The sequence below is a fragment of the Streptomyces sp. NBC_01463 genome (genome assembly GCA_036227345.1).
Taxonomy (GTDB): Bacteria; Actinomycetota; Actinomycetes; order Streptomycetales; family Streptomycetaceae; genus Streptomyces.
The window spans coordinates 3,151,499-3,166,522 of sequence record CP109468.1 but is presented as its reverse complement, the minus strand read 5'-3'; the positions used below and the strand labels follow the sequence as shown (position 1 = coordinate 3,166,522).

Here is a 15,024-nt window from a genome sequence, read left to right as displayed (position 1 = left end):
AACGCGCGGGCAACTCGGGCGTCTCACGTCCGATATACGGACCCGTCAGCATGGACAGCGTACGGCCGTGCGGGTGCCGTGGACCGGCCGGAGGGACTCACGTCTCCCCGGCCGGTCGCCCGTCGGGACCGTGCCGACGGCCCTCTTGTCGGGAGGCCGGGTGCGGTGGAGTATCGCTGGGGTGATACTCACCCGTGGGGCAAGAGTGACCGGCGCCGCTCTCTGCGCGGTGCTCGCCGTGATCGTCGCGAGCTGGCTCGTACGGGACGTCAGGGCGGTGGACGCCGAGCAGCTGCTGCGCTACTGGGCCGGCTGGTACGAAGCCCGGCCGAAGGCGGCTCCCGCCACATCGCCCCTCGATGTCGTCCTCCTCGTGGTGTACGTGGTCGCGGCCGTCGCCGCGCTGCGCTCCTCGGTCGCCGCCACCGTGCTCGTCGCCACCGGGGTCACCACGCTCGCCGTGCGGCTGCCCGGGGTCTGGAACATCGGCAGCCGCCGGATGGAGGTGTCGTTCTCGGACGACCTGCGTTCCAAGGCGCTGATCGGCGCGTTCGTGGCTCTGGCCGCCGGGGTCGCGCTGGTCATCACCGCCGGGGCGGGCCGCCGTCCGCCGGCCGACTCCTACGAGCAGCTGCCCTCCCGGCCCGGGCAGGGCGCCTCCGTCACCGCGTTCCTGATGCTGGGCGCGGCCGGAGCGGTGCTGATCGCGTGGGAGATCCGGCAGCTGGTGAAGATTCCGGAGATCTTCCCCGACTGGTACGTGGGCGGGGACCGTGTCACCCAGGGGCTGACCGATCCGCCGCCCGGCTGGGGGACCGCCGTGGTGGCGCTCCTCGCGCTGTTCGCCGCGGCGAGCGCGCTCTTCCACGCCGTGCACGCACGGCCGTTCGGCCTGGTGGCCGCGGGCCTGCTGCTGTCCGGCGGGGTGCTCGGTGTCGTCCGGGCCGTGCACTACGACCTCTTCGAACACTTCGGCTCGATGCGCACGGAGACCCAGCTGACCGTGGTGAGCTGGGTCTTCGAGGTGATCGCCGCGCTGGTCGTGCTGATGGCGCTGGCGCCCAGGGGGCTCGCCGACGTCCCCGGCCCGTACGGACCGGGGCCGGGCTACGGGCCCACCGGGTACGGGCCCGTCGGCTACGGCGCACCGCCGTACGCCGGGCCGGGCGACAACCCGTACCAGGGGCAGCAGCCGCCCACCCCGGGGTACGGATACCCGCAGGGCGGCGGCGGTTTCGGTCCGCCCCCGCCGCCCTCGCAGCCGCCGCCCGGCTGGTAGCCGGACCTCAGAACCCCAGCGACCGCTTCAGGAAGTCCACCTGGAGCAGCAGCAGATTCTCCGCGACCTTCTCCTGCGGGGTCATGTGGGTCACCCCGCTGAGCGGCAGCACCTCGTGGGGACGGCCCGCCGCCAGCAGCGCCGAGGACAGCCGCAGGGTGTGCGCGACCACCACGTTGTCGTCCGCCAGCCCGTGGACGATCATCATCGGCCGCACCTGCTCGGCGGCGTGCGACAGTCCCTCGTCGGTGAGCAGCGAGTTGTACGCGTACACCTCGGGCTGCGCCGTCGGGTCGCCGAGGTAGCGCTCGGTGTAGTGGGTGTCGTAGAGCCGCTGATCGGTCACGGGGGCGCCCACGACCGCCGCGTGGAAGACGTCGGGCCGCCGCAGCACCGCCATGCCGGCCAGGAAGCCGCCGAACGACCAGCCCCGGATGCCCACCCGGTCCAGATCCAGCGGGAACCGCTCCGCCAGCGCGTGCAGGGCGTCGACCTGGTCGTCGAGGGTGAGCGTGAGGTCGTGCTTGACGGCCTTCTCCCAGCCGGGCGAGCGGCCGGGGGTGCCGCGGCCGTCCGCGACGATCACGGCGAACCCCTGGTCCGCGAACCACTGCGAGGTGAGATACGGGTTGTGGGCGGCGAGGACCCGGCGGCCGTGCGGCCCGCCGTACGGATCCATCAGGACCGGAAGCGGACCGTCCGATTCCTGGTAGCCGGTGGGGAGCATCACGGCGCACGGAATCCGCCGTGCGCCCCCTTCGGTCAGCCGCGGCCGTGCGGACAGGACCGGCCGCTCCGCGTGGTCGGCGACGGTGGCGATCTGCTTGCCGTCGCGGAACACCCGCGCCGTCGATCCGGGCAGGTCGAGCGCGGTGGAGACCAGCACCGTCACCCCGCCGGACCGGACCGCGGTGTGCACGCCCGCGCCCTCCGAGACCCGCTCGGTGCCCAGCTCGTTGACCCGGTACACATGGGTCTCGCCGATCTCCGGCCCGGCCGCCCGCTCGCCGGCCGTCGCCGTCACCAGGATGTCGGACTCCCCGATGTCCAGCACCGTCCGGATCTGCAACTGCGCCCCGGTCAGCGGCCGGTCGCCGACCGCCAGGACCCGCGCCCCGCCCTCGTCCGCGATCCGCACCAGCCGGCCGTCCGGCGCCCACGCGGGCACTCCGGGGAACAGCTCCAGCCACACCGGGTCCTCGTCCGCGTGCACCGTCCGGGTCGCCCCGGTCTCCGGGTCCACCGCGAGGTGCAGCTGACTCTGCTGGTCACGGGCCTGCACGAGCAGCAGCGGCGCCCCGTCCGACGACCAGTGCACCCGGGCCAGATAGGGGAACCGGGCCCGGTCCCACTCCACTTCGGTACGCTCCCCGGACAGCCCCACGACGAACAGCCGCACCTCGGCGTTGGGCGTACCGGCCGCCGGGTACGCGACCTCGGCGGGCTTGCGGTCCGGGTGCGCGGGGTCGGCGATCCACCACCGCCGCACCGGGCTGTCGTCGACCCGGGCCACCAGCAGCCGGTCCGACTCCGGCGACCACCAGAAGCCGCGCGGGCGCGTCATCTCCTCGGCCGCGATGAACTCCGCGAGACCGTAGGAGACATGCGGGTCCTCCGGCTCCGCGAGCGCCCTGTCCTCGTCGCCGCCGGAGCCCACGACGCGCAGCGCGCCCTTGGACACGTATGCGACGTGTCGTCCGTCGGGGGAGGGGCGCGGGTCGATCACCGGGCCCGGCACGGGCAGGGCGCGCGCCGTCCCGGCCCGCAGGTCCGCGACGTACACCTTCCCCGAGAGGGCGAACGCGGCCAGCTCGGCGGCCGAGTCCACCGCGTAGCCGATGATCCCCGACGACCCCTCGCGGCTCCGCTCGCGGCGGGCCCGCTCCTGGACCGAGAGCCGCTCCGCCGAACCGCCCAGCAGCGCCGCCGGATCGGCCACGACCCGCTCCTGCGGGGCCGCACCGTCGCTCAGGTCCAGCACCCAGAGCCGGTTCGAACGGTCGGTGCCCGACCCCGAACGCAGGAAGACCACCCGCTCACCGTCGGGTGAAACCGTGAACGCGCGCGGTGCACCGAGGGTGAATCGCATGGTCCGGGCCAACTGCAGCGGGAACGTGATCTCTGGCGAAGTCATGGGGCGAACCTATCGGCCGGGCCCGGCCCGTGCGCCCCTCGTGCTGCTGTGCCCCGATCAATGCGTTGCCACGGATAGTTATGATCCGTAGCGCTCGGTGGGTAAGAACCTGCTGGCTCCATGCGTGCTGCCCGTCCCGACCGTACAGATGGAGGTGAACCGTCGTGGCGCTCTCGATTTCGGCGGTGGTGCTGCTGGCGATCATCGTCTTCCTGCTGATCCGGAAGTCCGGACTGAAGGGGGGACACGCGGTCGTCTGCGCGCTGCTCGGTTTCTATCTCGCCAGTTCGTCCATCGCGCCCACCATCTCCGAGCTGACCACGAACGTGGCGGGGATGATCGGGGGCATCAAGTTCTGACGCCGTCGCCCGGCGGGTGGCCGCCGTCGGTCCGGGGGGCCGTCGGCTCGTAGGGTGGTCCCCATGACGGACCTTCCCGCCCGGCGTCTGCTCCTGGTGCACGCGCACCCCGACGACGAGTCGATCAACAATGGCGCCACCATGGCCAGGTACGCGGCCGACGGCGCCCTGGTCACCCTCGTGACCTGCACGCTCGGCGAGGAGGGTGAGGTCATCCCGCCCGGGCTCGCGCACCTCGCCGCGGACCGGGACGACTCCCTGGGCCCCCACCGCCGGGGCGAACTCACCGCGGCGATGAAGGAGCTGGGGGTCACCGACCACCGCTTCCTCGGCGGCGCCGGCCGGTACCGCGACTCCGGAATGATGGACACGGAGCAGAACCGCCGCCCCGGCGCCTTCTGGTCCGCGGACGTCGACGAGGCCGCCGGGTACCTCGTGGAGGTGATCCGCGAGGTGCGCCCCCAGGTCCTGGTGACGTACGACCCCGACGGGGGATACGGACACCCCGACCACATCCAGGCGCACCGGGTCGCGACGCGCGCCGCCCGGCTGGCCGCCGACCCGGCCTTCCGCCCCGGCTCCGGCGCCCCGCACACCATCGCCAAGATCTACTGGAACCGGGTGCCGCGCCCGGTCGCCGAGGACGCCTTCGCCCGGCTGCGGGCCACCGCGCCGGACGTCTTCCCGGGCATCGCGGCGATCGACGACGTGCCGGGTGTGGTGGACGACGCCCAGGTCACCACCGAGATCGACGGCACCGGACACGGGGCGGCGAAGACCGCGGCGATGCGGGCGCACGCCACCCAGATCGCGGTCGAGGGCCCCTTCTTCGCCCTGTCGAACGATCTGGCCCAGCCCCTTTTCACCACCGAGTACTACGAGTTGGCCGAGGGCGCCCCCGGCGCCCCCGCGGGGACCCGGGAGCACGATCTCTTCGCGGGCCTACCCCTCGCCGGCGCGACTCGCACCGACGCACCTCTCGCCCACGCACCGGAGGCGGACCAGTGAGCAGCAGCAGGCCGCGCGCCGCACGGACGAACGCACCACCCAGAGACATTCCGGCCACCGGTCTGGCCGCCCCGCTCAACCCCGGCCGGATCGCCGCCCTGCTCGGTCTCGCGGTCCTCGGGGCGCTCGTCGGCATCGCCGGAACACTGGTCCAATCCGCCTGGTTCCCCGGCGGATTGCTCCTGGCCCTGCTCGCGTCCGCCGGTCTCTTCTACGGCGGCCGCTGCCTCATGGGCACCCAGCCGGGGGCCCTCGCGCCCGCCGCGGGGTGGCTGGTTTCGGTCATTGTTCTGCTGGGCGGAAGACCGGAAGGGGACTACGTCTTCGGTAACGAACTGGGCCTCGCCCTCTTCATGCTGGGCGGCATGGCCATCGCTGTGATCTGTGCCACCATGGCGCGGGCGCCCCAACTGGGGCCCGACAGCGGCCGACCTGGCAAGTAATGTGCCACGTCCGATCCCGGAATGCCCCCTGCCCGCCCGGGGGGTGCGCGGTCGTTTCCCCCGGTCGCGGGGTGTCTGTCGGCCGCGGCCAGTAAGGTGGTTCGCGCGCCTAGTCGGGTGCTGAAGATCTTGGCCGGGTGTGCGACGCCCGGCAGGCACATCTGCGGCGTTATTGAACGCCCTAATAGCTCCGCTATGAGGACGCTCCGGCGCCTCGCAGCTGCACGCGCCAGACGCCGCTCCCTGATCCGGCCAAGATCTTCAGTACCTTCCTAGCCGTCCCCTGGCCTGCGGCACGGGGGAAGTACGGGCGGCGGAGCCAATCGGGAGAACCTGCTTTGAGTCGTGAAACTGACAGTTCGTCCTCCGGGCCCCAGGGCCGCGGGGGAGCCGCGTACCCCTCGGGTACGCCGCCGTACGGATCCCGCCAGTATCCGTCGCTGCACCCGTCTCAGGACGCCCCGGAGGAGTCTCCGGAGCCTGCGGACCCGCCTCAGCCCGAAGAGCCGAGGACCGAGACGACGCTGACGACGCGTATCCGGATCAACATCCCGGGCTCGCGCCCCATCCCGCCGGTCGTCATGCGCACACCCATGAGCGACGTGGACGGCGGCGGCGAGCGCACTGGCTCCGGCCCGCGCCCGGGTGCCTCCGCTCCGGGTGCCTCCGCGCCGGGCGGTGGGCAGCCGGCTCCGGCCGCGCCCGAGTCCCGGGAGCCCGCTGCCGCGGCGGAGCCCGCCGGCGAGAAGCCGGCCAGGGAGAAGAGCGGCAGCGACTGGTTCGCACCGCGCAAGCCCCCGGCGGGCGCCCCGGCGGGTGCCGCGGCGAGCGCTTCGTCCGGTACCCCGTCGAGCGGCGGCACGGACGGCGCCGGCTTCTCCGCGGACGGCTCCGGCGGCCGGCCGGACGGACCGGGCTCCGGCCCGGCCACCCCGCCCGCGGGGCCCCGCGCCGATCTGCCCTACTTCTCCGACGGCCCGCAGCGCGCCGACGGTCCGGGCGCGCCCGGGTCCGACGGCTTCGGTGACGGCCCCGGCGGACCCCGCGCCACGCCGAACCTCGGCATCCGCACGCCCGGACCGTCCGGCCCCACCACGGGCCCGGCCACCGGCACCTCGTCCCTCACCCCGGACCTCGACGGCCGGCCGCCCTTCGGCACCGGACCTGCGGGCCCCGGCGGCGCGCAGGGACCCGGTGGTCCCGGCGGTCCCGGCGGTCCCGGTGGGGTTCCGCCGCGGATGTCCGACGACACGGCCGTGCTCACCCCGCAGTTCCCGCCGGGCCCCGGCGGCCCCGGGGCACCCGGTGGCAACGTCTCGGGGGACACGCTGAACAGCGGCATCCCCGTGGTGCCCTCGGAGCACCGTGCGTCGGCGCCCCCGTCGCCGTTCCCGGGCCCCGACCTCACCCCGCGGATCCCGGACAACCCGATGGGCACCGGACCGGCGGGCCCGGGCGGGCCCGCCGCGCAGGCGCCGAAGCCCGCCGCCCGCGCCACCCCGGCGCCCGCGCCGAGCCCGGCGAAGAAGGGCCGCTCCAAGCTGGCCATGCTCGCCGTCGCCGCCGTCTGCCTGCTCGGGGTCGCCTACGGCGCCGGACTGCTGATGAACCACTCCGACGTACCCAAGGGCACCACCGTCCTCGGCGTCGACATCGGCGGCGGGACCAAGGAGGACGCCGTCGAGAAGCTGGACGCCGCGCTCGGTGAACGGTCCAAGGCCCCGCTCCGGCTGTCCGTGGACGGCAAGGAGACCGAGCTCGCCCCGGACCGGGCCGGGCTCGCCCTGGACAGCCAGGCGACCGTGCGCGGTGCCGCGGGCAGCGACTACAACCCGGTCTCCGTCATCGGCTCGCTCTTCGGCGGCGAGCGCACGGTCGACCCGGTGATCCCGGTCGACGAGGAGAAGCTCGGCGTCGCGCTGAAGGACCTGGCCGGCGCCTCGGGCTCGGCCAACGACGGCACGATCAAGTTCGTGCCGGGCAAGGCCGTCGCCGTCCCCGGCAAGGCCGGCAAGGCGCTCGACGTCAACCAGTCGATGGTGTCCGTGCGCGACGCCTACCGCGCCCAGGTCGAGACGGGCCGGACGAACGCCGTCCAGCTCCCCGTCACCGCCAGCGAGCCCACCATCAGCCAGGCCGAACTGGACCGGGCGATGAAGGAGTTCGCCGAGCCCGCGATGTCCGGCCTGATCGTGATCAAGGCGGGCTCGAAGCAGATCCCGTTCGGTCCGGCCAAGTCGCTGCCGAAGATCCTCTCGATGGTGCCCATCGACGGCAAGCTCGTCGACCACTACGACAAGAAGGCCATCGAAGAGCTCTGCGGAGGCGTCTTCGACGGGATCATGGTCACCAAGGGCGACGGCACGAAGCACCAGGTCGGCCCGGACGACGTGGCCTTCGCCATGAAGGGCGCGCTGCTCGGCAAGACCGAGGCCGAGCGGACCGTCACGATCGACCTCGGCGGAAACGGCTGACCCGGCCCGCACCGCCCGCCACCGCCCCCGACCGGACCACCGGCCGGGGGCGGCGGCATACCGGCCACCCGCCGGCCCGCGGAGCCGTCGCGGCCGTCCCCCGTACGGAACGACGGGGGCCGTCACCCGTACGGCAGGACAGCGGCCGTCACCCGTCACCCGTACGGCATGACATCTGTCATCCCGGATCCACGACCGCTGACCCTGCCGGACGCACCCCCCGCTGCGTCAGGCTGGACGCATGACAACGACAGCCACCGGAGTCACCACGGCGAAGACCGCCGTGGTCAGCTTCGACCAGGTCAGCAAGGCCTACGGAGACGTACGCGCGGTCGACGGGCTCACCCTCGACCTGCACCCCGGCGAGACCGTGGCGCTCCTCGGCCCCAACGGCGCCGGCAAGTCCTCCACCCTCGACCTCCTCCTCGGCCTGCGCACCGCCGACTCCGGAACCGTCCGCCTCTTCGGCTCGACCCCGCAGGCGGCCATCGCCGCCGGCCGCGTCGGCGCCATGCTGCAGTCCGGCGGCCTGATGGAGGACGTCACCGTCGGGGAACTGGTCGGGCTCGCCTGCGATCTGCACCCCAGCTCCTACCCGGTCAGCGATGTGCTGGCCCGGGCCGGTATCGCGTCGATCGCCGACCGCATGGTCAACAAGCTCTCCGGCGGCCAGGAGCAGCGCGTGCGGTTCGCGCTCGCCACCGCCGGGGCCAACGACCTGATCGTGCTCGACGAGCCGACCACCGGGATGGACGTCACCGCCCGCCAGGCCTTCTGGGCCACCATGCGCGAGCAGGCCGACCAGGGCCGTACCGTCCTGTTCGCCACCCACTACCTCGAAGAGGCCGACGCGATCGCCGACCGCGTCCTGGTCCTGCACAAGGGCCGGCTCCTCGCCGACGGAAGCGCTGCCGAGATCAAGGCCATGGCGGGCGCCCGCCGGATCGCGTTCGAGCTGGAGGGCCCGATCGACGAAGGGGCCCTGCGCGCCCTGCCGTTCCTCTCCACGCTCGACATCACCGGCCGGCGGGTCCGTATCCAGTCGCACAACGCCGACGCGACCGTCCACGCCGTCTACGGCCTGGGCCTCTACCCGCGCGAGCTCGAAGTCGCCGGACTCGGCCTGGAGCAGGCCTTCGTCGCCATCACCGAGGCCGAGGAGGCCAGGACCAAGTGAACACGCTCATCAGGCTCGAAGTGACCCGCACCCTGCGGAACAAGAAGTTCATGTTCTTCTCGGTCATCTACCCGTCGGTGATCTACCTGCTGATCTCCGGCACCCAGAACACCACCGACAAGGTCCCGCACACCGATCTGACCCTGCAGGCCTTCTTCATGGTCTCGATGGCCTCGTTCGGCGCGCTGACCGCCGTCCTGATGGGCAACAGCGAGCGCATCGCCAAGGAGCGCGAGAAGGGCTGGGTCCGGCAGCTGCGGCTGACCGCGCTGCCCAGCCGGGGCTACATCCTGGCGAAGATCGCCAGCGCCGCCGTGGTCACCCTGCCCTGCATCGTCGTCGTCTTCCTCGTCGCCGCCTCCGTCAAGCACGTACGCGTCGACCTGTGGCAGTGGTTCGCCCTCACCGGCGTCATCTGGGCCGGCTCGCTGGTCTTCGCCGCGCTCGGGGTCGCCATCGGCTACCTCGCCAGCGGTGACGCGGTCCGCCCCATCACCATGATCATCTACTTCGGGCTCTCGATCCTCGGCGGCCTGTGGATGCCGAGCGCCACCTTCCCGCAGTGGATCCAGAACATCTCCGAGTGGCTGCCCACCCACGCGTACGCTGCTCTCGGCCAGGCCATCGAGATGGGCGGCGCACCGCATGCGAAGGACGTCGCCATCCTCTGCGGCTACTTCCTGCTCTTCGCGGGCGGCGCCGCGTGGCTCTACCGGAAGGACACGTTGAAGGCGTGAACGAGGACGAGACGTCCGTGGGCGTCGGGCGCCCGCCCACGAGCGCCAAGCAGACCCGGATCAAGCTGATGTGGATCGGCATCTGGCTGGCCTTCATGAGCGCGCCGGTCAAGGACCTCGCGGACGGCAACCACACCCCGTGGGCGACCGCGCTCGGCGTCCTCGGGCTGCTGGTCTTCGTCGGCGCCTATCTGGTCCTGGTCTTCCGCCACACCTCCAAGGCGCTCGACCCCTTCCGGGTCCGCGCCGCCCTCGCCTTCCTCGGGGCGCTGGCCGTCCTGCTGTCGCTGACGTTCGGCACCCCCTGGCTGGTGCTGTTCGTGTACGTGTCGGTCTCCGTCGGCGCCACCCTCCCGATGCGGACCGCCCGTTGGCTGATCCCCGCCGTCACCGCCGTGCTCGTGGCCATCGGCCTGACCGGCGACCACCCACGGGAGATCATCACGGCCCTGGTCTTCCCCGCGCTCCTCGGCGGCTTCGCGATGTCCGGCGTACGGCAGATGATCCGCACCACGATCCAGCTCCGCGAGGCCCGGGCCACCGTCGCCCAGCTCGCCGCCAACGAGGAACGGCTGCGGCTGGCCCGCGATCTGCACGACCTGCTCGGCCACTCCCTCTCCCTGATCACCCTCAAGAGCGAACTGGCCGGGCGGATGCTCCCCGGCCACCCGGAACAGGCCGCCGCGCAGGTCGCCGACATCGAACAGGTCAGCCGCCAGGCCCTCGTGGACGTACGCAGCGCCGTCACCGGCTACCGCAGGCCGACGCTCCCCGGCGAGCTGGCCGGGGCCAGGACCGCCCTCGCCGCCGCCGGAATCACCGCGGAGATTCCGGCCGATGCCCCCGAGGACCTCCCCGACGGCCTCCCCGAGGAGGCGGAGGAGGTGCTCGCCTGGGCGCTGCGGGAAGCCGTCACCAACGTCGTACGCCACAGCGGCGCGGGCCGCTGCACGGTCACCCTCGCCCCGCGCCAGACCCTCGACGGGCGCGTCCTGGAGCTCACCGTCGCCGACGACGGCCGCGGCGCCCCCGGCGTCACGCCGGGCAACGGCCTCACCGGCATGACCGAGCGCCTCGCCGGCGTCGACGGAACCCTTTTCACCCGGGCCACCAACTCCCGTACGGGCAAAGGCTTCACCACGGTGCTCAGCGTGCCGCTCGAATCCGGCCTAGGATCCAGGGAATGAGCATGATCAGACTCCTCCTCGCCGAGGACCAGTCCATGGTGCGCGAGGCCCTCGCGGCGCTCCTCGGCCTGGAACCCGACATCGAGGTGGTCGCCCAGGTCGCCCGCGGTGACGAAGTGCTGGCCGCGGCCAGGGAACACGGCATCGACGTGGCCCTGCTGGACATCGAGATGCCGGGCATGACGGGCATCGAGGCGACGGCGGAACTGCGCCGGGCGCTCCCGGACGTCAAGGTCGTCGTCGTCACCACCTTCGGCCGCCCCGGATATCTGCGCCGCGCGATGGAGTCGGGGGCGGACGCCTTCCTGGTGAAGGACGCACCGGCGTCCCAACTCGCGGAAGCGGTACGCAAGGTGCTGGCCGGGGAGCGCGTCATCGACCCCGGCCTCGCGGCCGCCGCCCTCGCCGACGGCGCCAGTCCGCTGACCGAACGGGAGCGCGATGTGCTGCGCACCGCCGCGGACGGCTCGACCAACGCGGAGATCGCCGCGGAGCTGCACCTGTCCCAGGGCACCGTCCGCAACTACCTCTCCATGGCGATCCAGAAGATGGCGGCGCGCAACCGCGCGGAGGCGGTCCGGATGGCGCGGGAGAAGGGCTGGCTGTAGCCCGCTTCTCACCGTGTGGCCGACACCAGCCCCGCCTCGTACGCGAGGATGACGAGCTGCACCCGGTCCCGGGCGCCGAGTTTGGCGAGCAGCCGGGTCAGATAGGTCTTGGCCGTGGCGACACTGATGAAGAGCCGCTCGGCGATCTCCGTGTTGGACAGCCCGCTGCCGACCAGAACGAGCACCTCGCGCTCCCGGTCGGTGATCCCCGTGAGCGCGGCGGGCGGGCGCTGCGGGGACGACGAGCCGGGGCGGCCCGCGAACTCCTTGATCAGCCGCCGGGTGACGCCCGGCGCGATCAGGGCGTCCCCGGCCGCCACCACCCGTACCGCCGCCAGGATGTCGTCCAGTGCCATGTCCTTGACCAGGAAGCCGGCCGCACCGGCGCGCAGGGCTCCGTAGACGTACTCGTCGTCGTCGAATGTCGTCAGGACCAGCACATGGGCCGTGCCGGAGCCCGTGGTGATGTGCCCGGTGGCCTCGATACCGTCCATGCCCGGCATCCGGATGTCCATCACGACGACGTCGGGGGAGAGTTCGGCGGTCATTCTGACGGCCTCGTCGCCCGTTCCGGCCTCGCCGACGACGTCGAGGTCGGCGGTGTCGGCCATGACCATGCGCAGGGCGGTACGCACCAGCGGCTGGTCGTCGGCGAGCAGGACGCGGACCGGGGAGTGCGAGGGTGACATGCGCCGATCGTAGCCACCGCCCCCGGCCCGGGATCGGGTCATCGGATCGCGGTCGTCGTGCCGCGGCGCCCTGGCACCGGGAGCAGGGCCCACTCCACCCGGATCCCCGACCCGCCTTCCCTGCAAGGTATTTCAGAAACATTCCGGAAATCCTTGCGTGATCTCTTGACGTGTTCATCGCCCTGAAGGCAGGCTCCGAACTCCCCCCACGGTGGCCAGGCGCGTGGCTGCCCACGTCGGATGCGGACCCCATTTCCGCATCCGCGACCGAAGGAGCCGCAATTGAAGTCCCGCGCCGCTCGCGCGACACTGGCCGGCCTGCTCGCAGCCGCCGGTGTGACCGCCTTCGCCCCCTGGACCTCCCAGGCGACCCCGCCGGGCGAGAAGACCGTGACCGCCACCCTGTTCGAGTGGAAGTACGACGCGGTGGCCCGGGCCTGTACGGACTCGCTGGGTCCGGCCGGCTACGGCTACGTCGAGGTCTCGCCCGCCTCCGAACACATCCAGGGCGACCAGTGGTGGACGTCCTACCAGCCCGTCAGTTACAAGATCGCCGGCCGCCTCGGTGACCGCGATGCCTTCGCCGCGATGGTGGACAGCTGTCACTCCGCCGGGGTGAAGGTCGTCGCCGACGCCGTCATCAACCACATGTCGTCCGGCTCCGGCACCGGAACCGGCGGCACGGCGTACACGAAGTACGACTACCCCGGGTACTTCCAGGACCAGGACTTCCACGCCTGCCGCAAGGACATCAGCAACTACGGCGACCGGAACGACGTCCAGACCTGTGAACTGGTCGGCCTGGCCGACCTCGACACCGGCAGCGACGCCGTCCGCACGACGATCGCCGCCTACCTCTCCGACCTGCGCACCCTGGGCGTGGACGGGTTCCGCATCGACGCCGCCAAGCACATGGCGGCCGACGACATCGCCGCGATCAAGGGCAAGATGTCCGACCCGGGCTTCTGGGTCACCGAGGTGATCCACGGAGGTGGCGAGGCGGTCCAGCCCGAGGAGTACACGGGGGTGGGTGACGTCGACGAGTTCCGTTACGGCGGCCACCTCAAGAGCGCCTTCCAGGGCGGCTCCCTCGCCGGACTGAAGAGCGTCGCCGACGGCAAGCTGGCGAGCGGGAGCGCCCGTACGTTCGTCGACAACTGGGACACCGAGCGCAACGGCTCGACGCTGACGTACAAGGACGGCGCGGCCTACACCCTGGCCAACGTCTTCATGCTCGCCTCGCCCTACGGCTCCCCGAACGTCTTCTCCGGCTACGAGTGGTCGGACAAGGACGCGGGCCCGCCGAACGGCGGCGCGGCCGCCTGCGGCAGCGGTGGCTGGACGTGCACGCACACACAGACGGCGGTCACCGGCATGGTCGGCTTCCACAACGCCACGTCGGGCGCGGAGTTGACGGACTGGTGGGACAACGGCTCGTCGGCCATCGCCTTCGGCCGCGGTGACAAGGGCTTCGTGGCCATCAACAACGGGGACGGCGCGCTTCAGCAGACGTTCGCCACTTCACTCCCGGCGGGCACCTACTGCAACGTGGCCCAGGCCTCGCCCGACGCCTGCGAGGGCAACACGGTGCAGGTCGGCGACGACGGCACGGTCACGGCGACCGTACCGGCCAAGGGCGCGCTGGCCCTGCACGGCTGAGCCGCCTGCGAAAAGCGGAACCGCCCGGCGGCAGGGTCTCGAAACCCTGCCGCCGGGCGGCGTTTCTTCCTCGCACGTGTCAGAGGGTGGCCGTGGTCTGTCCGCCGTTCGCGCTTCCGGCCAGCCACTGCGACCACGACAGGTTGAACGAGGCGTAGCCGTTGTCGGCGGATGCCTTGGCGCGCGGGGAGCCGGTGACCGTGATGGGGTCGCCCTGCTTGACCTGGCCGTAGAACCACTTCGCGTCGGCGAGCGAGAGGTGGACGCAGCCGTGCGAGCCGAGGGCGCTGCCGCTGCCCGGGTTGGTGTCGCCGGTGGAGAAGTGGACGTAGGTTCCCGACTGGGTCAGGTGGATGTCCCAGGGCAGGGTCAGGTCGTAGTAGTTCGCGTCGCCCTTGTTGCAGCTGATGCCGACGCTGCAGGAGGTCATGTGGACCTTCTCCTGCTTGTCGATCACCGCCATCGTGCCGTTCCAGGTGGGGTACTGGGCGCTGCCCGCGTTGATGGAGAGCGTCCGCACCGGAGCCCCGTTGCGGGTGACCTTCATCGTGTGACCCGTGACCGAGGCGTCGGCCCGGACGTCGTCACCGATGGTGAAGGAGTGGGTATAGGGGTGGGTGCCGTAGCGGCCGCTGCCGTTGGAGACGTACTTCAGGTCGGCGTCGAGCCGCACCTTGGTGCCGGACTTCCAGTACTTCTCCGGACGCCAGTCGACCCGCTTGTCGCCCATCCAGTGCCAGGCACCGGTGGTGGGGACCGAGGCGGAGACCTTGAGGTGCTTCTCGATGTTCTTGTGCGCCGAGGTGGCCACCGGGTTGGTGAACACCACGGAGATCGGCATGGCGACGCCGACCGTCGCCTTGTCCAGCGGGGCGATCGAGTCCAGCAGCATCGGCGGGCCCGAGGGGTGCGTGGGTGACGGATGCGCGCTCGCGGATGCCGGGGCGGATGCGCCGCCCTTCGCGCTCCCGCTGTCGGAGTCGTCCGACGCGTGACCACCGCACGCGCTCGTCCCCGCGAGTACCGCACTCACCAGCAACGCGACCCCTATACCGCCCTTGCCCCGCCCCATGACCTGCTCCACTCGCATTGCTACTTCAAGGATTCAACATCTATAGAGACCAGAAGTTGACCGATGCGGTTGCGGACGGCGCGTAAAGCGCGTGCCAAGTTACCGGCCGCGGGCGGACAGCGGTGTGCCCCGTCGTGTACTGACGGGGCACACCGAACTGGCCGGACCGGGCCGGCCCACCACCTCGGTGAAGTGGTG

General features: G+C 72.0%; 13 protein-coding genes. 10 read left to right on the top strand and 3 right to left on the bottom strand.

Going from position 1 to position 15,024, the window contains the following annotated elements; translation table 11 throughout:
- Window positions 1–205: 205 nt before the first annotated feature.
- Complete coding sequence (locus OG521_13775) at window positions 206–1,279, top strand: hypothetical protein (GenBank protein ID WUW21796.1); 1,074 nt, start codon at window positions 206–208, stop codon at window positions 1,277–1,279.
- A 7-nt stretch (window positions 1,280–1,286) separates the two neighbouring features.
- On the opposite strand, the gene OG521_13770 is transcribed toward OG521_13775, so the two are convergent.
- Window positions 1,287–3,413: a prolyl oligopeptidase family serine peptidase gene (locus OG521_13770; GenBank protein WUW21795.1), complete on the bottom strand. Its 2,127-nt coding sequence runs from the start codon at window positions 3,411–3,413 to the stop codon at window positions 1,287–1,289.
- A gap of 164 nt (window positions 3,414–3,577) precedes the next feature.
- On the opposite strand from OG521_13770, the gene OG521_13765 reads away from it, so the two are divergent.
- The 8 genes from OG521_13765 to OG521_13730 all read left to right on the top strand — a co-directional run bounded on the left by OG521_13765 (window position 3,578) and on the right by OG521_13730 (window position 11,406).
- Window positions 3,578–3,772, top strand: a complete 195-nt coding sequence (locus tag OG521_13765; GenBank protein ID WUW21794.1) for a hypothetical protein — start codon at window positions 3,578–3,580, stop codon at window positions 3,770–3,772.
- A 63-nt stretch (window positions 3,773–3,835) separates the two neighbouring features.
- Window positions 3,836–4,780 (top strand): N-acetyl-1-D-myo-inositol-2-amino-2-deoxy-alpha-D-glucopyranoside deacetylase, encoded by a 945-nt coding sequence (gene mshB / locus OG521_13760; GenBank protein ID WUW21793.1) that lies wholly within the window; start codon window positions 3,836–3,838, stop codon window positions 4,778–4,780.
- Complete coding sequence (locus OG521_13755; GenBank protein ID WUW21792.1) at window positions 4,777–5,223, top strand: DUF6113 family protein; 447 nt, start codon at window positions 4,777–4,779, stop codon at window positions 5,221–5,223. Before mshB ends, OG521_13755 begins: the two co-directional genes overlap by 4 nt.
- A 593-nt stretch (window positions 5,224–5,816) precedes the next feature.
- A complete protein-coding gene (locus OG521_13750) occupies window positions 5,817–7,697 on the top strand; it encodes a hypothetical protein (protein ID WUW21791.1) in 1,881 nt (626 codons plus the stop codon).
- 241 nt (window positions 7,698–7,938) lie between these two features.
- Complete coding sequence (locus tag OG521_13745; protein ID WUW21790.1) at window positions 7,939–8,874, top strand: ABC transporter ATP-binding protein; 936 nt, start codon at window positions 7,939–7,941, stop codon at window positions 8,872–8,874.
- The gene (locus OG521_13740) at window positions 8,871–9,611 is read left to right on the top strand and encodes an ABC transporter permease (protein ID WUW21789.1); all 741 of its coding nucleotides are present in this window, start codon (window positions 8,871–8,873) and stop codon (window positions 9,609–9,611) included. The genes OG521_13745 and OG521_13740 overlap by 4 nt, the downstream gene beginning before the upstream one ends.
- Window positions 9,608–10,798, top strand: a complete 1,191-nt coding sequence (locus OG521_13735; protein WUW21788.1) for a sensor histidine kinase — start codon at window positions 9,608–9,610, stop codon at window positions 10,796–10,798. The genes OG521_13740 and OG521_13735 overlap by 4 nt, the downstream gene beginning before the upstream one ends.
- A complete protein-coding gene (locus OG521_13730) occupies window positions 10,795–11,406 on the top strand; it encodes a response regulator transcription factor (protein WUW21787.1) in 612 nt (203 codons plus the stop codon). Before OG521_13735 ends, OG521_13730 begins: the two co-directional genes overlap by 4 nt.
- Window positions 11,407–11,414: 8 nt before the next feature.
- On the opposite strand, the gene OG521_13725 is transcribed toward OG521_13730, so the two are convergent.
- Window positions 11,415–12,095, bottom strand: coding sequence for a response regulator transcription factor (locus tag OG521_13725; GenBank protein ID WUW21786.1), 681 nt, complete (start codon window positions 12,093–12,095; stop codon window positions 11,415–11,417).
- A 282-nt stretch (window positions 12,096–12,377) separates the two neighbouring features.
- Here OG521_13725 and OG521_13720 point away from each other — a divergent pair, with 282 nt between their 5' ends.
- Window positions 12,378–13,754: an alpha-amylase family protein gene (locus OG521_13720; protein ID WUW21785.1), complete on the top strand. Its 1,377-nt coding sequence runs from the start codon at window positions 12,378–12,380 to the stop codon at window positions 13,752–13,754.
- 79 nt (window positions 13,755–13,833) lie between these two features.
- Here OG521_13720 and OG521_13715 read toward each other — a convergent pair whose 3' ends face one another.
- Window positions 13,834–14,826 carry a L,D-transpeptidase gene (locus OG521_13715; GenBank protein ID WUW26675.1) on the bottom strand — a complete coding sequence of 331 codons (993 nt, stop codon included), beginning with the start codon at window positions 14,824–14,826 and terminating at the stop codon, window positions 13,834–13,836.
- Window positions 14,827–15,024 lie beyond the last annotated feature (198 nt).